The 19,647-nt window shown below is 69.3% G+C and carries 16 protein-coding genes; 1 reads left to right on the top strand and 15 read right to left on the bottom strand.

Annotated features, from left to right (window positions below; translation table 11 throughout):
- Nucleotides 1–9: 9 nt before the first annotated feature.
- From IT306_08970 to IT306_08955, 4 genes are read right to left on the bottom strand one after another with little or no spacing between them, the layout of a single operon-like run.
- Nucleotides 10–1,566: an AMP-binding protein gene (locus tag IT306_08970; GenBank protein ID MCC7368542.1), complete on the bottom strand. Its 1,557-nt coding sequence runs from the start codon at nt 1,564–1,566 to the stop codon at nt 10–12.
- On the bottom strand, nt 1,563–2,321 hold the full coding sequence (locus tag IT306_08965) for an enoyl-CoA hydratase/isomerase family protein (GenBank protein ID MCC7368541.1): 759 nt from the start codon (nt 2,319–2,321) through the stop codon (nt 1,563–1,565). The genes IT306_08970 and IT306_08965 overlap by 4 nt, the downstream gene beginning before the upstream one ends.
- Nucleotides 2,318–4,249 (bottom strand): CoA transferase, encoded by a 1,932-nt coding sequence (locus IT306_08960; protein ID MCC7368540.1) that lies wholly within the window; start codon nt 4,247–4,249, stop codon nt 2,318–2,320. The genes IT306_08965 and IT306_08960 overlap by 4 nt, the downstream gene beginning before the upstream one ends.
- Nucleotides 4,246–4,998 carry an enoyl-CoA hydratase/isomerase family protein gene (locus IT306_08955; protein MCC7368539.1) on the bottom strand — a complete coding sequence of 251 codons (753 nt, stop codon included), beginning with the start codon at nt 4,996–4,998 and terminating at the stop codon, nt 4,246–4,248. Before IT306_08955 ends, IT306_08960 begins: the two co-directional genes overlap by 4 nt.
- A 195-nt stretch (nt 4,999–5,193) precedes the next feature.
- Here IT306_08955 and IT306_08950 point away from each other — a divergent pair, with 195 nt between their 5' ends.
- On the top strand, nt 5,194–6,120 hold the full coding sequence (locus tag IT306_08950) for an alpha/beta hydrolase (GenBank protein ID MCC7368538.1): 927 nt from the start codon (nt 5,194–5,196) through the stop codon (nt 6,118–6,120).
- Nucleotides 6,121–6,180: 60 nt separating this feature from the next.
- Here the strand turns inward: IT306_08950 and IT306_08945 are convergent, their stop codons facing one another.
- The 11 genes from IT306_08945 to IT306_08895 all read right to left on the bottom strand — a co-directional run bounded on the left by IT306_08945 (nt 6,181) and on the right by IT306_08895 (nt 18,972).
- Entirely contained in the window at nt 6,181–7,335 is a 1,155-nt protein-coding gene (locus tag IT306_08945) for a CoA transferase (GenBank protein ID MCC7368537.1), read from the bottom strand.
- A 169-nt stretch (nt 7,336–7,504) separates the two neighbouring features.
- Complete coding sequence (locus IT306_08940) at nt 7,505–8,692, bottom strand: CoA transferase (GenBank protein MCC7368536.1); 1,188 nt, start codon at nt 8,690–8,692, stop codon at nt 7,505–7,507.
- 26 nt (nt 8,693–8,718) lie between these two features.
- Complete coding sequence (locus tag IT306_08935) at nt 8,719–9,672, bottom strand: amidohydrolase (protein MCC7368535.1); 954 nt, start codon at nt 9,670–9,672, stop codon at nt 8,719–8,721.
- Nucleotides 9,673–9,682: 10 nt separating this feature from the next.
- Nucleotides 9,683–10,099: an OB-fold domain-containing protein gene (locus IT306_08930; protein ID MCC7368534.1), complete on the bottom strand. Its 417-nt coding sequence runs from the start codon at nt 10,097–10,099 to the stop codon at nt 9,683–9,685.
- Nucleotides 10,100–10,102: 3 nt separating this feature from the next.
- Entirely contained in the window at nt 10,103–11,275 is a 1,173-nt protein-coding gene (locus IT306_08925) for a thiolase family protein (GenBank protein MCC7368533.1), read from the bottom strand.
- Nucleotides 11,272–13,737 (bottom strand): CoA transferase, encoded by a 2,466-nt coding sequence (locus IT306_08920; GenBank protein MCC7368532.1) that lies wholly within the window; start codon nt 13,735–13,737, stop codon nt 11,272–11,274. The genes IT306_08925 and IT306_08920 overlap by 4 nt, the downstream gene beginning before the upstream one ends.
- A 3-nt stretch (nt 13,738–13,740) precedes the next feature.
- The gene (locus tag IT306_08915; GenBank protein MCC7368531.1) at nt 13,741–14,631 is read right to left on the bottom strand and encodes an ABC transporter permease; all 891 of its coding nucleotides are present in this window, start codon (nt 14,629–14,631) and stop codon (nt 13,741–13,743) included.
- Nucleotides 14,631–15,584 carry an ABC transporter permease gene (locus IT306_08910; GenBank protein ID MCC7368530.1) on the bottom strand — a complete coding sequence of 318 codons (954 nt, stop codon included), beginning with the start codon at nt 15,582–15,584 and terminating at the stop codon, nt 14,631–14,633. Before IT306_08910 ends, IT306_08915 begins: the two co-directional genes overlap by 1 nt.
- A 69-nt stretch (nt 15,585–15,653) precedes the next feature.
- Nucleotides 15,654–17,468, bottom strand: a complete 1,815-nt coding sequence (locus IT306_08905) for an ABC transporter substrate-binding protein (GenBank protein MCC7368529.1) — start codon at nt 17,466–17,468, stop codon at nt 15,654–15,656.
- Nucleotides 17,469–17,692: 224 nt separating this feature from the next.
- On the bottom strand, nt 17,693–18,271 hold the full coding sequence (locus tag IT306_08900; GenBank protein MCC7368528.1) for a dual specificity protein phosphatase family protein: 579 nt from the start codon (nt 18,269–18,271) through the stop codon (nt 17,693–17,695).
- Nucleotides 18,271–18,972, bottom strand: coding sequence for a GntR family transcriptional regulator (locus IT306_08895; protein MCC7368527.1), 702 nt, complete (start codon nt 18,970–18,972; stop codon nt 18,271–18,273). Before IT306_08895 ends, IT306_08900 begins: the two co-directional genes overlap by 1 nt.
- Nucleotides 18,973–19,647 lie beyond the last annotated feature (675 nt).

The raw sequence follows: 19,647 nt of genomic DNA, 5'->3' as shown, positions 1-19,647 counted from the left end.
CCTCCCGTCTTAGTTCGGCGTGCCGTAGCGAGCGCGAAGCTCACTGCGGACCAGTTTGCCGACCGAGTTGCGCGGCAGCTCGTCGGCGAAAATCACGACATCTGGCTTCTTGTAGCTCGCCAGCCGATGGTGGACGTACTCGATCAGCGATTCTGGCTCGACGGTGTGGCCGTGGTGCGCGACCACCACCGCTGCCACCCGCTCGCCCCATTCCTCGTCCGGCAGCCCGATCACCGCGACCTCGTCCACGTCCGGGTGGGCGTGCAGCACCTGCTCGATCTCGTCCGGAGCGATGTTCTCGCCGCCTCGGATGATCATGTCCGAGGTCCGGCCGGCCAGGAAGACGTAGCCCGCCTCGTCGATCCAGCCGAGATCGCGGGTGTGGAGCCAGCCATCGTGGAGGGTGGCGTTGGTGGCTTCGGTCTGCCCGTAGTAGCCACGCATCACCCGGTCCGTCCGGATCGCGATCTCGCCCACCTCCCCCTGCGGGACAGCCTGCCCGAACGGGTCCAGGATCGCCACCTCGACGCCGGGCAGCGGCCGGCCAATCGAGCTGAGGCGACGGACCTTGCGCTCGACGTCTTCAGGTGAGCCGTCCAGACGATGGTCGTCCGGCCCGAGCATCAGCACGGTGGAGGTGGTCTCGGTCTGGCCGAACGCGTTGATAAACCCGACCGTCGGCGGGAACTGTTCGATGGCCTGCCGGATCACCCCGAGAGGCATCGGCGCGGCCCCGTACGAGACGATCTCCAGCGACGACAGGTCCGCTTCGCCGAAGGCCGGGTGAGCCAGCAGCCGCTTCATCATCGTCGGGACCAGGAAGGCGTGGGTGACGTGCTCCGAAGCGGCCAGCCGCAGCCACGCTTCGGCCTCGAACTGCCGCATCATGACGATGCGCCGCCCGGCAAACGTCGCGGCCAGCGCGGCGCTCAGCCCGGCGATGTGGTAGAGCGGAGCCGCCAACAGGACCGCCCCTCGGTCGGCGCCATCGGCCGGCTCCGTCGTCGAGAACACGAAGTTGACGAGATCCTCATGGGCCAGCATCACTGCCTTGGCTGCTGCCGTCGTGCCGCTGGTGAACATCATGACGGCGAGGTCGTCGTCGGCCACCTCTTCGGGGTAGCACGGCTCGGCCTCGTCGGCGAGCGCGTCGAGACTGGGAAGACCGTCCACCTGCGCGTCGAGCATGACGAGCATCGGCGGCTCCGGCAGGCTTGACGCCGCCTCGCGGGCAAGGTCCAGGTAGCGCGCGCCGACGCACAGGACGCGAGGCGTCGCGACGCCGAGCATGCCGCGCAGGTCATCGCCGTGGACCCGGTAGTTGAGCGGCACGAAGACGCCCCCGAGGGCCACCGCGCCGAACAGGACATCCAGGACGGCCGGCGTGTTCGTCTGGAGGACGGCGACGCGGTCGCCGGCCCCGACGCCCAGCCCGGCGAGCGCCCCGGCGGCCCGCATCGCGCGGTCCTGGAGCACCTCGTATGGCGTGCCTGTACCCTCGAAGCGCAACATTTCCTGCTCCGGGTACATGCTGGCCGGAATGACGAGAAGTTCGGCGAGATTCACGATGTGATGAGCCCTTCTCCAGGATCGTCGGGGGCACGGCGGCGATTGCGAACGGCCGCCGCCAGTCCCTGTTCGAGCCGCAGCCCCTGAGCGAGCGGCAGGTCTCGCCCTTCGCGGATCGCGCGACGCACGGCCGAGACAGCATCTGGATCGCGGCTGGCAAGGTCGAGTGCGAGCGCCGCGGCCTCTGCCAGCAGTCGGTCGGCTGGCACGACGCGGGTGACAAGTCCCAGCCGCAGCGCCTCAGCGGCATCGACGCGGCGGCCGGTCAGCATCAGATCCAGGGCAACGGCCGTCCCACAGGCCCGTGGAAGGGTCTGGGTGGCGCCGGCGGCCGGGATCATCCCGAGGCGCGTCTCCGGCAGGCCGAGCTGGGTGCCTTCGGCGGCCAGCCGCAGATCGCAGAACAGGGCGATCTCCAGCCCTGACCCCAGCGCGAACCCGTGCAGCGCGGCGATGGTCGGGATGCGGATCTCTTCGAGCAGCGCCCAGTTGTCGCGGCTGAAGCGGATGCGGCGCGCGGCTGTCGGCGAGGGCGCCGTCCCGAACTCGGTCAGGTCGGCGCCGGCGCAGAAGGCGCGGCCGGCCCCGTGCAGCACCAGGACGCGGATATCGTCGTCGTCGCGGACGGCCGAGAGTACCTCGAAGAGCTCGTCGCGCATCTGGACGTTGTAGACATTCAAGACCGAGGGTCGGTTCAGGGTGATCCAGGCGACGTGGTCGCGCACGTCGAAGCTGATCGTGTCGTAGGTCATCGGCGGACCTCGTTCGTGGGAGCGGACCCGCGATTGGTCGACCGGCGTCGGTGGGGCGTCACCACGACGCCCGCGCGTATCAGCCGGTCGATGGCGTCTGGTGAAAGGCCGGCCTGCCGCCGCAGCACTGCGCGGCTGCCGGCCCCGAAGGCTGGGGCCAGCAGCGCCGCGCCGGCTGGGACCGAGGGGATCCCATCCAGGCGGAACGGCGCTCGGGCGAGGTGGGCGTGCCGTGGCGCACGACGTTGTCCGTCGAGCAGACCGCCCTCGCGCAGATGGCTGTCGGCGAGGATCGCCGCCTCGTCGACGGACAGGCCGGGCGCACGATGCTCAGCGCCATGCGTCAGCGACCGCACCTCGCGCGCAACGTCCTCGAGGGCGACCTCCAGACGCGCGCCGCGCCCATCCGCGTCCCGCGCGATCAGCAGGGCCAGCAGCCCGGCCGCACCGTAGCAGCCGGCCAGGTAGTCGAGGTACGCCACCGAGGATGGCGTGGGCACGCCGCCGGGCGGACAACCGGCCAGCCCGGTGGCAAGCTCCAGGCTGCTGCCGTAGGCCACGTGGTCGGCGTGCGGGCCAGCGGGCGAGAAGGCGCGCAGGGAGAGCATCAGCAGAGAGGGGTTGGTCGCCGCCAGCGTCGGGTAGTCCAGACCGAGATGGGGCATCACCCGCCGACTGAAGTTCTCCAGCACGAGGTCGGCGCTGGCGACGAGTCGCAGGAACAGGTCGCGTCCATCCCGGCAGGCGAGGTCCAGCACGAGGCTCCGCTTGCCCTGGTGCAGATCCGCGAAGACGCCGGGGCAGGCGGTGTGAGCCGCGCGACGTGTTCCGTCAGGCCGCTTCGGCCCCTCGACCTTGACGACCTCCGCTCCGAGGCTGGCCAGCAGTCGCCCGGCGTACGGCCCGGCCCAGACCATGCCGAGGTCCAGAACGCGCAAACCGGAGAGCGGCCGGGCCGGAGGAACGAGCTGCCGAGGGGATCGGGTGGTGGCCGCCAGCGGCCCCGACTCGATACGGAACGGTCCGGCCGCGTCAGCGCACTGGTGCGCCGAATCGGAAGCCGCGGGCGGCTGTGCGCCCAGGCCAGCCACCTCCTGGGGGGAGAGCGCCGGGGTCATCGGGATACGCCAGAGCTGCGCCGCCTCGACAGCCTCGGCGCGAGTCCGATGCCCAAGCCAGCCGGCCAGGGGATCGGCCGGCGTGGCGTCGGCGCGTAGAAGGATGTCGAGGAGGGCCACGCTGTGCCCAGAGGCGTCGCCGTCGCCAGAGGCGTCGCCGTCGCCAGAGGCGTCGCTGTCGCCAGGGGCGTCGCTGGCAACGAGCGCGGCGAGCAACTCGCGGTCGTCGTCGCCCAGCGGCCCAACCCCGACGTAGCCGTCGAGACACCGGAGGACGCGCAGCCCCCGTTCTGCGCGCGTCCCGGCGTTGGGCGCATCGGCAGGCTGCTCGTCGGGGCAGAGGGCGCGTGGGAGGATGTCGCCGAGACAGCCGGCGAGCACGTCCACGGTCGCAACCTCGATGCGGAGCGCTGGCGCGGCCGGTCGTCCAGGCGACCGCTGCCAGCGAATCCCGGCGAGGGCCGCGACGGCAGCATGTGCGCCGGTCAGTGCCGCCACGACATCCGGACGGCATGCAGCGAGGATCGGGCTGCCGTGGCAGGTGGCGTCGGTTCCATCGTGCTCGCAGCGCCTCACCGACAGAACCACCCGGGCCAGGTGCTCGGGAACGCTGCTGGCACTCGCGCGTGGCGGCAGGATCTCGCCGCTGACGAGCGCGAGGTCATACTGGCGGCCCTCTGGGTGCGCGGCCGCGAGCACCGTTGCGCCAAGCTGCCGCAGGATGCGGGCGGCCACGACCGCGCCGTCGTCTGGCCTGGACGTGGACGCCAGCAAGACCCGAAGCCCATCCAGCGGCTGCGTGCGCGTCATCGGGCCTCGAAGCGGGGCGGACGGCGCGCCAGGAACGCACTGAGTCCCTCGGCGCGGTCGGCGGTGGTCTGCAAGAGCGCCGCCAGATCCGCTTCGAGACGCAGGCCGGCTGCCAGGGGCAGATCGGGCGCGGAGCGGATCGCCTCACGGGCGTAGGCCAGCGCGATCGGTGCGCTGGTACGCAGCGGTTCGAGCAACGCATCGAGGCTCGTGGTCAGATCGGCCGGTGTGGCGACGCGATGGACCAGCCCGAGCGCCAGCGCCTCGGAGGCGGTCACCACCTCTCCGAGCAGCAGCAGTCGCGTCGTCAGCGTGGACCCGACGGCTCGTACCAGCCGCTGAATCCCGCCCGCCACCGGCAGCCGGCCCCAGCGGATCTCTGGACTGCCAACGCGCGCGTTGGCCGACGCCAGCCGGAGGTCGCACGCGAGCGCCAGCTCCCAGGCCGGCCCAACCGCGTCGCCGCCCAGGCAGGCCACCAGCGGGGGGCTCAGGCGGTCAAGGGCTGCAAGCATGTCGGCCCAGACGCTCCCGAGCGCGTCGAGATCGGCCGCGCTCGTGGGCGGCTCCAGCCAGAACGCCCCGCTGCCGGACGCCAGTACGACCGCCGCCACCGGCTCATCCCGCTGCTCGATCTCGTCGCAGGCATCTTGCACGGACCACGCAAGGCGAGCAGACGCCGGGCCGAGCGGCAGGGGCGCCGGCACGGTCAGGAACACGATGCGATCTCGTTCGGTCACCTGGAGCAACAGCCTGTCTCCCCTGTCAGGCGCACTGTGAGGCAAGGCCGCGATGCACCTGCCCGCACGTCGTGTATGCTCTGTATACGTGGCGAGCACGGCGACGTGCAAGTGCTGGGTGACGGCCCGACGACGGGCTGCGGCGGCGCCTGTGCGGACGCCACGACGAGCCAGGCAGACGACTGCCGTGGGCGAGGAGGGCAGATGGCGGGGCTGAGTGTGGACGAGCGCGTCCTGCACCTACGGGAGGCGGCTGAGGCAGTCGGATTGACGGCGTCAGAGGTCGTGCTGCCCGCCGACCCCGAGCTGCAGGTCAACGGCCTGGCGTTCCATCTGCTCGACTGGGGCGGGACCAGCCAGACGCCGGTGCTCTTCCTGCACGGCGGCAGCCTGACGGCGCACACCTGGGATCTCGTCTGCCTGAGCCTGCGTGACGAGTACCGCTGCTTTGCGCTCGATCTGCGCGGCCACGGCGACAGCAGCTGGTCGCCAGACGGTGACTACTCGCTGGGTGCGTACGCCGCCGATGTGGAGGGTGTCGTCGAGGCGCTCGGGCTGGACCGCTTCATCCTGGTGGGGATGTCGCTCGGCGGCGCCATCGCCCTGACCTACGCTGGCAGGCACGCTGTCCGGCTGGCCGGGCTGGTGATCGTGGATACCGGCCCAGAGGGTCGTCCGAGCGGTCGGGCGCGGATCGCCAACTTCGTCTCGCACGACCGCGAGCTTCCATCGATCGAGGATTTCGTGACCCGTGCGATGGCGTTCAACCCACGCCGCCAGCCGGAGTTGCTCCGCCGCAGTCTGCTCCACAACCTGCGTGAGACGCCGACCGGCGCCTGGACCTGGAAGTGGGACCCGCGGCTTCGACGGCCGCGTGACCCTGGGGACGCTGACCGCCGTCGGGCTGGCCTCTGGGACGCCGTGTCGCTGATCACCTGCCCGACGCTCGTGCTGCGTGGCGGCGACAGCGACGTGTTCCACGACGAGGATGCCGAGCGGTTGGCGGCGGCGCTCCCGCGTGGCGCGTGGGTCCGCATCGATGGGGCCGGCCACACGGTCCAGGGCGACCGGCCCGTAGCGACGGCCTCGACGCTCCGGACGTTCTTCGCCAGCATCGGCGACGGCGCGTAGGGCCGGCAGCGGGGCGCGCCCGGGCAGGTGGCCCGGTGCGCCCCGTACGAATGCGCCGGCTTAGCCTGCGACCGCCAGCCGACCGAGATCGTGGGCCTCAGCGGCCGAGTACCCGGCGGCGGACAGCACCGACGCGGTGTGCGCGCCCAGCGCAGGCGCCGGTCCGTCGAGCGTTGGCACTTCGCCGTCGATCCGCCACGGCATCCGAATCGTTGGCACGTCGCCAAGCTCGGGGTGCTCGACGGTGTGGAGCAGATCCAGGGCCGCCACCTGCTCGGAGGCCAGTACCGACGCGTGGGTGTTGACCGGCACGCCTTCTGCCCCGAACGACTGGATGAGCGCCAGCGCCTCATCTGAGGTGAGGTTGGCGAGCCCACGCTCCCAGAGCGGCTTGACCGCCTGGGCCACCGGCCCCAGCCCGACAGCCGCCCGGCCGCCGTCCCCGAAGCGTTCGTCCTCCAACGCCTCTTCCAGAATGCCGAGCGCGTCGAGCAGCCCGAAGTACTGCTCCTCGCTGCCACGCCGGAGGCTGAAGTAGATCGCGCCGTCCTTCGTCTTGTAGGCGTAGGTCGGCGGGGTCATGTACGTCTCGGTGTGCGCCCCGATCCAGGTATCGGGGTAGCCCATCGCGGCCCAGACCGTCTTCCGGGTGTAGATCAACGAGCCCATCATGCTGACGGAGGCCCGCTGTCCGCGCCCGGTGCTCAGACGCTGGAAGATGGCGGCCAGCACGGCCTGGTACAGAAAGATGGCGCTGTTGATGTAGCCGATGTCCGTACCGACTCGCCGTGGCGGCTCGCCGAGCGACCCGAGCGAGTTCGGGTAGTCGGCGGCGGCCTGCACCACCAGCTCGCTGCCGGGCCGGTTGCGGTGCGGCCCGTGGTCCCCGAACGGTGTGATGCTCGCCTGGATCAGGCGCGGGTTGTCCTGGGACAGCGTTGCGTGGTCGAGCCCGAGGGCCGCCGCGCGGTCTGGTCCGAGGTCATCCACGAAGACGTCGGCGGTCTTGAGCAGGCGGCGCAGCGCGGCGCGCCCGCTCTCGGTGGTCAGGTCGAGGACCACACTCTCCTTGCCCCGGTTGAGGGCGAAGAAGACGGCGCTGTCCGACCCCATCGTGATGGCGAAGCGGCGGGCGTAGTCACCCTCGGGTGGCTCGATCTTGATGACACGCGCGCCCGCGTGGCGCAGCATCAGGCTCGTGTACGAGCCGGACACGCCCTGGCTGATGTCGACGACCGTGAGGTCGCGGAGTGCATTGGCGAACGTGGGAGTGCTCCTTTCCGCAGGGGACGCCAGAGAGAACGGCATCCGAGGCTGGTGCAGCGGGCCACACCGGCTGACGTGGGAGTGTCAGCCGGCGTGGCCCCTGCGCCGCCGTCTGGTCTCAGGCCTCGACGGTCGCCGTCTCGGGGGCCGGCGTCTCCGCCGACTCCTTCGGGCTGAGGCTGGCCAGGACCTCCTGCGTGTGCTGGTCGGGGGCCGGCGCCGGCAGCACCGGCACCTCGAACTCGCTGAAGCGCCAGGGGTAGCCGCTGGTGCTGATCGGTCCCTGGTGTGGCACGTCGATGACCACCATCATGTCGTTGGCGGCCACCTGCACGTGCTCTCGCAGGATCTCGAAGTCGAGGAACAGGGAGTTCGGGACGCCGAGGCGCGTCAGCTCCTTGGTCCACCAGATGCTCGGCTTGCTGGCGAAGATCTCCGTAAGCGTCGCCGAGAGCTCCTCGCGGTTGTCGACGCGGCCCGTGTTGGTCGCGTACCGCTCGTCCGACGCCAGATCGGGCCGGCGGATCGTCTCGCAGAGCGCCTGCCATTGGGCGTCGGTCTCGACCGTCACGGCGACCCACTTATGGTTCTGGCACTGGAACGCCTGGTTCGGCGCCGAGAACGTCGCGGCGGTTCCGCGTGCGGTCGGCGCCTCGCCAGCGAAGTACTCGGCGAGGCGAGTGATCTGGAGGTTGAGCGCGCAGCCGAGCATCGAGATGACGATGTGGGCGCCCTGCCCGCTCTGCTCCCGCTCGATCAGCGCCTGGATCGCCGCCGACGAGATGTAACTCGCCGTGGTGGCGTCGATGTGGCCGTAGCCGCGATGGAACTCGCCGCCGTTGTCCTCAGGCCCATTGATCGAGGCGAACCCGCTGAACGCCTGCAGGTTGGGATCGACCCCCGCGAAGTATTGCATCGGGCCACGGTCGCCCCAGGCCGAGCTGGAGATGTAGATGATGCGCGGGTTGACCTTCGAGACCGACTCATAGTCGACGCCGAGCCGCTTTGCCACCCCGGGGCGGAAGTTCTCGACGAAGATGTCACAGGTTTCGAGCAGGCGATACGCCCACTGCCGATCCTTTGTGTCCTTGAGATCGAGGACGATGGCGCGCTTGTTGAAGTTGTGCGAGGTGTACGCCGTGGGGAAACCGCGCTGCCGGGGCAGCATGGTCCGCATCACGTCGCCCTCGGGGCTCTCGACCTTGATCACGTCGGCCCCAAGGCCGGCCAGCAATTCGGTCGCAATCGGACCGACGCCGGCGTTGGTCAGGTCGAACACGCGGATCCTGGCAAGCGGTTGGGTCATACGGTCGTCCTCCAGAGACAGGGCGCTCAGGCCGGCGGCTGCAGGTTGAGAATGCGCTGCGCGTTGCCGCCCAGCATCAGGTCAACCTCTTCCTGGGTGAATTTGACGCCGTACTGCTCGGCGGTGGCGGGCAGATCCTTGAAGGTCTTGAGCCAGTGGGGCAGCGGTGAGCGGTCGCCGGACGTGCTCGGGCCGAAGCCGAAGTCGCTGGCCCAGAGGATCCGGTGTGCCCCGACGTAGTCGCGCATCACGCCGAGCTTCTGGATGAAGCCTCCAAGATCCTTGCGGGCGTCGCGCGGCCACTGCGAGAGGTCGAGGTAGCCGTGCGGGTGGCCGCTCGCGACCTGTGCCGCTTCTTCCCACCACGCACCGTGCCCGGCGTGGGCGTAGATGATGGTCAGGTCTGGGTATTCGCCGTGGAGATCGGACAGGTTCATCGGGCGGGCGAAGCGCGAGGTCGCCGGCGCTGGCGTTGGTGAGGTGTGGAACGTGACCGGCACGCCCAGTTCCAGGCACTTCTTGTAGAAGGGCGTACAGACCTCATCGTACGGGTAGTAGCCGTTGCCGGGGTAGAGCTTCAGACCTCGGAAGCCCCACTCCTTGACGGCCCGCTCGAACAGCTCCAGGCCGCCCGGCCGCCGGGGGTCCACGCCGATGAAGGCGTAGAGGCGTCCCTTGTAGCGCTGCATCAGCTCAGCATAGTGCTCCACGACCTTCGGGAAGGGGATCTCGGCCTCTTCGCCGACGTGGATCGCATGATCCACGATCATCGGCACCATGATGTCCACGCCGTGCGCGTCCATCTCGCCGATGGTGTACGTGCCCTCGGGATCTGCGATGGCCTTCGTGGTGCGCGGGAACAGCGCCTCTGGATCGCGGAACGGCAGCGAGCGGTACGCCGCCGCGCGGGCGTAGAACATCCGTAGCCTCGCCGAGATGAACGTCGGCGAGTGGATGTGCATGTGCGCGTCAATGATCATCGTCGATCCCTCACGAGCGCGCCGGCTGGAATTTTGGCAGGGTGACCTCGGGGGTCACGTCGTCGAAGACGACTTCTACGGGCATGTCGAAGCGTAGATCGGCGACGTCCACGTTCACCATATTGGTGATCAGGCCGATGCCCTCGTCGAGCAGGACGTAGCCGACGTTGTAGGGCATCTCGTCCTGCCAGCCCTTGTTGTAGAGGTGGTAGACCTGGTTCCAGGACCAGAGCGTGCCTTTGCCACTCAGCAGCGCCCATTCGAAGCTGTCCGAGAGGCAGTCCGTGCAGACCGGCGTGACCGGAAAGCGGACGTGGCCGCAATCGGTGCACTTCTGCATCCGCAGCTCGTGGTTCTTGATGTGGTCCCAGAACGGCCGGGTGATCTCGTTGTCGAGGTCCGGGAGTGGCTTGAGGTACTCGGCCATCGTCTAGCCCTTTCGCAGGATGACGGCGCCCGCGTCGGTGCCGCCGGTGCCTTCGCCGGTGCAGAGGATCGTGTCGAGGCGCTTCTTGATCTGGCGGGGGCCAGCCTCGCCCCACATCTGGCGGGCCGCTTCGACGTAGTGGAGGATGCCGCCGATGTAGCTCTCGGCGGTGTGTCCGCCGTTCGTGTTGAGGGGGAACGCGCCGTCGAACTCGGTGCGGCCGTTCTGAATGAACTCCAGGCCCTCGCCAGGCTTGCAGATGCCGAAGTTTTCGAGGGCGAACAGACTCAGGATCGTGAAGCTGTCATAGACGTACATCGCGTCCATGTCGCTCGGGCCGAGCCCGCTGCTGCGATAGACGCCCTCGGCGGCCATGCCTTCCATCTGCCGCTGGAGGATGTACGAGGGGTGCTCCTGGGCGCGCGGCACGTGCCCCTGGCCCATCCCCGAGATCAGGATCGGCGGCTTCTTCATGTCGCGGGCGCGCTCCGCGGAGGTCAGGATCAAGCAGCCGCCGCCATCGCTGATCAGGGCGTAGTCAGGGCGGCGCAGCGGCCAGACGATGTACCGGTCGTCCAGGTACTGCTCGATGGTCATCGGCTTGCGAATGTAGCCGTGCGGGGTCAGCGAGGCGTGGCGGCGTGCGGCGACGGCCAGCGCGCCGAGCTTCTGCTGCAACGGTCGCAGCGAGTCCTCGTCGCTCTTCTCCAGGCCGTAGTAGTCGTGGAAGTAGCGGTGGATCGCCAGGGCGAGCCGCGCGCCCGGACCGAAGTGGCCATACGGCGCATGATGCTCGTAGCGTGGCGTGTTGAACCGTCGCCGCACCGAGCGGTTGTTGCAGGCGTAGACCACCGCCACCGTCTTGGCGAGGCCGTGGTGGATCGCCAACGCCGCCTGCTGGATCGCGATGGTGGTGCTGGCGCCGCCGAACTGCCCGGTGAAGAGGAACGGCGGGTTCAGCCCGAGCGTCCGCGCGACCTCCTGTGCCGATCCGTGGATCGGGTCCAGGGCGCGGACCGAGATGCCGTCGATATCCTCTTTCTCGAGGCCAGCATCGTCGATTGCCGCCTTGAAGGCCTCGGCGGCGAGCGCGTAGGCATCGGACCCGGGCAGCTGACCCTGCCGAGAGATGCCCGTCCCCACGATGGCGACGGTGTCCTTGATGCTATCAGTCACGAGCGGTGACCTCCTGTCCCCTCTGTGTGCGTGCGTAGCTCGTTCAGCACCTCGTGCGTGTGCTCTCCCAGGCGGGGTGGTGGCAGCGTGACCGACGGGCGGGTCATGACCAGCTCGAACGGCACGTTGACGCCGCGCAACGGCCCCAGATCCGGATGCTGGACCGTCACGAGCATCTCGGTGGCAGCGACCTGTGGGTCATCCAGGACTGAGCGGAGCGTGTGCGCCCGCACACCCAGGCCGCCGTGGCGGTACACCAGGGCCAGGATCTCGTCGGCCTGAAGCTGGGCGAGGCGGGGCGCCATGGCCTCGGCAAGCTCATGGTGGTGTGCCTGGCGTTGACGCTGACCTGCGAATCGCGAGTCGTCCGCCAGCGCGGGCAGCCCCAGGTCACGGAAGAACCGCGGCCAGGTGTCCTCCTGGCCTGTTCGCGCCAGCGTGAAGTACACCGGCACGTCCGCGGTGGGGTACGGGTGCTCGGGCGGCTGCGACGCGGCGCGCACCGGCCCGATCCACTCGTCAGGGTCGCTCTCACGGGCTAGCTGCGAGCACTCGGTGGAGAGCAGTGTCAGGAGTTGATCGATGCCGACCTTCTGGCCGCGTCCGGTCCGGGCCTGCCGAATCAGCGCTGAGACGATGCCGACAAAGGCGTGCACGCCGGCTGTCAGCCCCACCACGTCCGCACCGAGGCGGACCGGCGGCTCGTCGAGTGCGCCCAGGAAGCGTCCGATGCCAGCGAAGCCCTGGACCGTCAGCTCGGAGGCGGGCCGAGCCACGTACGGCCCAGCCTCGCCGAACGGCGTGATGACGCAGTGAACCAGGGCCGAGAGGCGCGTTCGCAGCGTCGCGTCGTCCAGGCCGAGGCGCGCGGCTTCGGCGGGCAGCAGGTCTGAGATGAACACGTCGGCGGTCGCGAGCAGCCTGTCGAGCGCCGCCCTGCCCCCGGCGGTCTCCAGATCGAGCACCACGCCGCGCTTGCTGCGGTTCACGCTCAGGTAGGGTGTGCTCTCGTTCCCGACGAATGGGGGGCCGAGCTCGCGGGTGTAGTCACCCTGTGGCGGCTCGACCTTGACCACGTCCGCACCGAGATCGCCCAGGAGCATCGAGCAGGAGGGGCCGGCATACCCCTGGGAGATGTCCACCACGCGGAGGGGCGCGAACGGCCGGCCGTCGCTCGCTGCCCCGCCTCTGGATACAGTGAATGCAGAGGCAGCCGAACGCGAAGCGCCGTTGGTGTGCGCCGGGCTGGCTGCCGCTGCGTCCTCCTGGGCCGGCGCGGCCAGGCGCTGGCGGATCTCGACGCCGTGCTCGTCAGGCCGGGGCGAGCGGGTCAACGTCGCCGGGGTCTCGCTGAACTGCCAGGGTGGACGCACGATCCGGACGCGGCCCCAGGGCGTCTCGACCATCTGGCTCAGCGCAGCGGCGGTGACATGCGGGTCTGACCAGAGCGGCGCATGCGTCGGGGCGGCCCAGTGCAGCGCGGCCGGAACGCCATGCTGGAGGAGGCGCTGCTCCCAGTCGGCAGCCGGCTGCTCGGCGAAGCAGGCTGACAGCACGGCCACCAGTGCATCGCGGTGTGCCACGCGCATGCGGTTGCTGGCGAAGCGGTGGTCCTCCGCGAGGTCCGCGCGTCCGAGCGCCTGGCAGAGCCGCTGCCACTGGTCTGGCGTCTCCGTCGAGACGAACAGCCACTGACCGTCGGCGCACCGGAACGCCTGGCTGGGGACGCAGGTCGGGCTGGCGCTGCCGAGCGGCTCGGGCGAGGCGTCCCCCAGGGCGGCCTCGGCGAGGCGGGTGATCACCAGCCCCAGGCCGGCCGCAAGCTGCGAGGTCTCGACCTTCTGGCCGCGCCCCGTCCGCTCGCGGATGTAGAGCCCGGCAAGGATCGCCTGGAGCAGCCGCTGCGCGCTGGCCATGTCCACGAAGCCGGCCTGCCGCAGCAGTTCAGGCTCGCCGCCGGGGCTGCCGTTGACCGACACGAATCCGCTGATCGCCTGCCCGAAGTGGTCGGTGCTGCCAAGCTCGCGCATCGGGCCACGGCTGCCGTACCCAGACGCCGAGCCGTAGACGATCCGTGGGTTGACCGCCGAGACGGCCTCGTAGCCGAGGCCCAACCGGTCGATCACGCCGGTTCGGAAGTTCTCGATCAGCACATCGGCGCTGCAGGCCAGCCGAAACGCCACGTCGCGGTCGGCCGGATCGCGCAAGTCCAACAGGATGTTCTGCTTGCAGGAGTTCACCGTCATGTAGACGATGCTGACGCCCTGCTTCAGTGGCATGACCTTCTGGCTGCCGTCGCCAGTCGGCGATTCGATCTTGATCACCTCGGCCCCAAGCTGCCCGAGGTACATCCCCGCTGCCGGCCCCACCGCGAATCGGCCGAAGTCGACAACCCGCAGGCCGGCAAGCGGTCCCACGCCCGCAGCCGGCTGGTCTCCCTGTCCGCTCCCGTCCGTGGTCATGGCTTACCGCCCCCGCAGCTTCGGATCGAGGGCGTCGCGCAGCGAGTCGCCCAGCAGGTTCGCGCCGAACACGATGGCGCTCATCGCGACGCCCGGCCAGAGCGCCATCCACGGCGACTGCAGGAAGTAGCGCTGCGCGGCCGTCAGGTCGCTGCCCCAGGAGGGGTTTGGCGGTGGCACGCCGAGCCCCAGGAAGGAGAGGGTCGCCTCGGCCAGGATCACCTGCCCGAACAGCGTGGCGGTGTAGATGAACCACGGCGCCAGGCAGTTTGGTGCGAGGTGCCAGAGGATGATGCGCGGGCTGCCGCAGCCGATGGCCTGCGCCGCCTCGATGTAGGTGGTGCTCTTGATGGTGAGCGCCGCCGAGCGCACCAGCCGGTTGACGCGTGGCACATTGCCGATGGCGAGGGCCACGACGATGGTCGGCAGGGACGGCCCGAGCGCTGCGACCAGCGCCAGCAGCAGGATCAGGTTCGGGAAGGCGAGCATCACGTCGGCGACGCGCTGGATCAGCATGTCGACCCGGGTGCTGCTGAACGCGCTGCACAACCCGATCAGGCCGCCAACCAGCGACCCTGCCAGCGTAGCGGCGATGGAGATCATCAGCGACTGCCGAGCGCCGTAGATCACGCGGCTGAGGATGTCGCGCCCGAGGTTGTCGGTGCCGAACGGGTGCTCCCAGGATGGCGCTTGCAGCTTGGCGAGGATCGCCGTGTCGTTTGGGTCGTACGGCGAGATGATCGGCGCGAAGACGGCCGCCACGATCAGGATCAGGATCACCGCGCCGCCGATGACCCCCAGCGGCCGGCTGCGGGCGAAGCGTCCGAGGGCCTTCTTCGTGGAGCTGGCGCGGGATGGCTGGTTGACGGGACGGGGGACGGAGATCGTGGCCATCAGTAGCGAATCCTCGGGTCGAAGAACCCGTAGAGCACGTCCACCAGAAGGTTGACGCCCATCACGAAGGCCAGGGTCGTCATCATGATCCCCTGGACGAGCGGGAAGTCCCGTCGCTGGAGCGCCTGAATCAGGAGCTGGCCGACGCCCGGCACGTTGAATATGCTCTCGACGACGGCCGAGCCTCCCAGGAGCGCGGCGGCCTCCAGCCCGAAGTAGGTGAGGGTCGGGAGGAACGAGTTCGGGAGGATGTGCCGCCAGATCACCAGCCGGGCGCGCACGCCTTTCGCGGTGGCCGTGCGGGCGTAGTCCGAGCGCAGCTCTTCGAGGACGCTGCTGCGCAGGACCCGCAGCGCCACGCCGACCGGGCGGAACCCGAGCACCAGCGCCGGGAAGATCAGCTGCTGAAACGCCAGCCACGGATCGCGGTACGGCGGCGCATACTGGGCGGGCGGATACCACTGCCAGAACGTGGTGAGCATCAGGATCAGCAGCATGCCGATCCAGAACGGCGGCATCGACAGCCCGCTCAGCCCGACGATCCTGAGCAGGTAGTCCAGCACCGAGTTCTGGCGGAGTGCCGCCAGAATGCCCATCGGTACCGAGAGCACGATCGTGATGGCCAGCGCCATCAGCATCAGGGCGACGCTGGTGGGGAAGCGCAGGAAGATCTCGGTGACGACCGGGTGGCCCGTCATGTACGACATGCCGAGGTCGCCCTGCATCACCGCCCCGAGCCACGTCACGAACTGGAGCGGGATCGGCTGATCGAGGTTCAACTGCGCGCGGAGCGTGGCGTAGGCGCGCTGATCGACGGAGCCGCCCTCGCCGCCGCCAAGCATCATCAGGACCGGGTCGCCCGGCAGGACGCGGAAGATCACGAACAGCGCGAGCAGGCCGCCGAGCGCGGTCGGCACCATGATCAGCAGCCGATGCAGAATGTACCTACCCACCGGGCCACCCTCAACGTCGAGTGACGGAGCAGACGCGGCGCGCTGCCGGGCCTGCCCCAGGCATGGCGATTAGCGGTCGAGCCAGACGGTCGCGTAGTCCTCGTTCGTCAGCCAGGACTGGACGGTCAGCCCCTGGACGTCCGGCTTGCTGACGGTGACGTCCACGGGGTAGAGCAGCGGCACGGCCGGCATGTCGGTCAGGAGGGTCGTCTCAACCTTGCGGGCCAGCGACTTCAGCTCGGCCCCGGACAGGATCCCGGAGATCCTGGCGAAGTCGGCGTCGACGTCCTTGTTGCAGTGGCGCGCCCAGTTCTCGGGGGCGTTGCAGATGAACTGCGAGGCCAGCTCGGACGGGTGGATGCCGGCCTTCATGGTGGGGAAGTACCAGAGGATCTGGTAGTCGTAGCGCTGGCGTTGCTCGACTTCGACGGCCGTTTCAGGGGTGTCCAGGGTGACCTGCACGCCGAGATCGCGACGCCAGCCGTCGGTGATGAGGGTCATCGCCTCGACGTACTCCTGCTGATTGCGAACGAGCGCTTTGGCCTGGAAGCCGTTCGCGAACCCGCCCTTCGCCAGCAGCGCCTTGGCCTCGGCGATGCGGTCGGCCTTGGGCTTGTCCCAGCCCACCAGCTTGTTGACCTCGGCCACGTCCAGGCCCATGCCGGGCAGGAAGAAGCCGCTGCGGACGGCCCACTCCGGACCACCGTACCGCGCCACGATGGAGTCGACGTCGATGGCCATCGCCAGGGCCTTGCGGACGTCTGCCGACTGGAGCGGTCCGGGCACCGAGGTGTTGAAGTAGACGGCGCGGCCCAGCGGTCGGGCTACTGGCTGCGGCGGGGAGCCGAGCTTCAGGGTGGGCGCCTGTTGCTTGAGCTGCTGGGCATCCTGCGGGTTGCTGACGCATCCCTTGACCCAGCTGCAGGTGTCGCCCTGGCCGCTGATCATCGTCGGCATCAGCGCGTCGGTGCCGACGACCTTGATGGTGATGCCGTCGAGGAACGGGAGGCCCTGGACGTAGTAGTCCGGGTTGCGCTCGTACTTGTACTCCTGGCCGGGAACCGAGCTGACGAGCTTGAACGGGCCTGTCCCCATCGCGAACGCCTCGGTCTTGCGGTCGGCGGTCGGATGGAAGTCCGCGGACAGGATCACCGAGTAGCCCATCGCAAAGGTGGCGAGGCGGGAGGCGCTTGGCACCTTCCAGAGCACGCGAACGGTGGAATCGTCGACGACTTCGACCTTGTCCAGGTCGGCGAGGTCACCCGCGAAGAACGTGATCTTCGGATCGGCCATGCGCTCGATGCTGAACTTGACGTCCTTGGCACTGAACGCCGAGCCGTTGTGCCACTTGACGCCCTTCCGCAGGAAGAAGGTCATCGTCTTGCCGTCGGCGCTGACCTCCCAGCGCTCGGCCAGGTCGGGCACGAGATCGTCGCCGGTGACTGGGGCCGACTTGGTGGGGTTGATGCGCAGCAGCTGGGAGAAGACGGGCGAGCTGTAGGTGATCGATGACCACGTCAGCGTGAAGTAGGGGTCGAACGAGGTGGGGCGGAGGTTGCGGATGTTGACCAGGGTTCCGCCACGCTTTCCCTGGGGAACGGCGAAGGCGCCCGGCGCGGCCGGCTTGCTTGCTGCTGCTGCTGCTGCTGCGCCGCTGGCGGCTGGAGCAGCAGCAGCGGCCGGGGAGGCAGCCGCCGGCGAGCTTGCGGCCGGCTGAGCGGCGGCCGGCGAGCTTGCGGCCTGGGCTGCCGGTGCACTCGTTGGCGCGGCGGGCGGCTGGGCGGCGGCCGTTGGCTTCGCCGCTGGCGCGCTCGGCGCACAACTGATCAACAGCAGCGCCGCGATGACTACGAGAACACCGGGTGCGGCCTTCGAGCCGAGCATCGTCCGTCCCTCCCCCAATGGAGCGTGTACACACCACCTGGGCTGTGCTGGCCGCCGTGGCCAGCCGCCGCCGTCTGCGTGGTGCGTCTTCCTGGCGTACACACTGTGTACGTAGGCGAACGCGTGAACGGTACCACGCTGTTTTGCGACCGTCAAGGCGTTGTCAGGTCCGTTTGGACGAGCGGCGCTGCCACTCCAGACGGCCCATGACGCGGGCGGAGGGCCTACGGGCGCGAGGACGGGCGGGGGCGCCTGTTGGCAGGTGGCAGGATCAATTTCGGGACGGGAGCGTTGATCGCAGGGGGATTCCCACCCCCATTCCACGCGCGCAGCGAGTTCACCTGATCGCGGGTGGGGTCCATGGTCGGGCGAGCGTGTCGCACCCGTGCGAGGGCGTCGTCAACCGGCAGGTTGTCCCGCCAACAGAGAAACGCCGCTGCGAACGTCGGCGCGCGGTTGATGCCCATGATGCAGTGCAGCAGCACCGTGCGCCCCATCCGGTGCTGGGTCTGGATCTCGCGGACCACGGCCGAGAACCGGCCGGCCGCGATCTCCTCCCAGTCCACCGTCGGGTACGGGATCAGGCGAACCCCGAGGGCCTCCCAGCTTCGTGGCTCATCTGGGTCCGGGGTGTGCAGGGTGATCACCGTGTCGATGCCGAGCGCACGCACCTGCCGGCGCTGGGGCGGGTCCGGCCGCCGCCCGATGGCGAACGCCGGCTCGAGCCACGCAACATCTGGGATGTCGTCGTTCGGCTGCGGACCGGTGGTGTCGGCGTTCGTTCGGACGTGCGGTGCGCGCATCAGGGCTGCGACCGCCGGAGCATCGTCACCCGCACCTGCTGTTCGCGGACGATGTGGTCTCGCGCGAGCTGGGCTGCACGCTCGGCATCCCCAGCGTCGATGGCTTTCAGGACTGCGTCGTGCTCGGCGGCGGCGGCCAGCGCCCGCCCCGGGTAGTTGTAGGTTGGCGAGGCGAACGCCGTCAGCATCTCCTGAATCTGCTTCGCCAGTTGGAGCAGCAGGGTGTTGTGCGAGGCCTCGGCGAGCGCGATATGGAACTGGCTGCTGAGCCGCGCTGTCCCGCTGATGTCCCCGAGGTTGCCGGTTTCGACGATCTGCTGGTTGATCCAGTGCAGACGTGCCCGCTCCGGCGGCCTGGCGTGGGTTGCTGAGAGGCGGGCCGCCAGGCTGTCAAGCTCGACGCGCACCGTGTAGACGTCCAGCACCTCGCGCTCGGCGATCCGCCTGATCACCAGCCCGCGACGGGGGATGCGCGTGCCGAGGTTCTCGGCCTCCAGCTTCATCAACGCCTCGCGGACCGGGGTCCGGCTGACATTGAACTGGCGCGCGATCTGCTCCTCGATCAGGCTCTCACCCGGCTTCAGCTGTCCAGAGATGACGGCCTCGCGAAGCGTCGCGTAGACCGCGTCGGCAGTGCTCGCGGTTTCCGCGTGGATGCCCCAGATCGGGGCGAGCGATGCCAGACTCTCCTCGATGGTCACGCAGCCTCCAGCAGGGTCTGAGTATACAGTGCATGCGCGAGGCATCTCGCGAACAGACGCTGCGTCTCGTGACGCGGTTGCGCCCGCCAGTGGCACACTGGCGTCGGGCCGGTCTGCGTCGTGGCGCAGGTCTCTCGTGAAACGGTCTGCACAGGCCCAGAAGGCAGCAAGTTTACACGCACCCGACCTGACGTCGCCTGAGGTTGGAGAGGCACGCACAGCATGATGACAGGTTGGGCCTGCACCGCGTCGAGCCGGCCCGCGGTGGGGCGGGTGATGACCCAGGGCGATTGCATGTTCATTGGTGTCCCCGAAGCATCGTGGAACGGGCGGGCGGGGACTGAAGTCCCCGCCTACAGTCACACCGTCGCTGCGCGACGGACGCAGGGAACGGCCGGCACTGGTGCGACTGGAGCGTCGCGCAGCGACTGCAGGAGTGTGGGCGGGGCTTTCAAGCCCCGACGAGGCGGCACGACGCGCTCAACATACGATTGCACTGGTAGCAGCCGCGGGGCGATTGCATGTTCATTGGTGTCCCCGAAGCATCGTGGAACGGGCGGTCGGGGACTGAAGTCCCCGCCTACACGCATTCAGTCGCTGCGCGACGGCCGTCGGGAACGGCCGGCACTGGTGCGACTGGCGCGTCGCGCAGCGACTGCAGGATGGTAGGCGGGG

This window comes from Chloroflexota bacterium, assembly GCA_020850535.1.
Lineage (GTDB): Bacteria > Chloroflexota > UBA6077 > UBA6077 > JACCZL01 > JADZEM01.
Note: the sequence above shows the minus strand (reverse complement) of the source record. Positions and strands in the feature narration are given on the sequence as shown.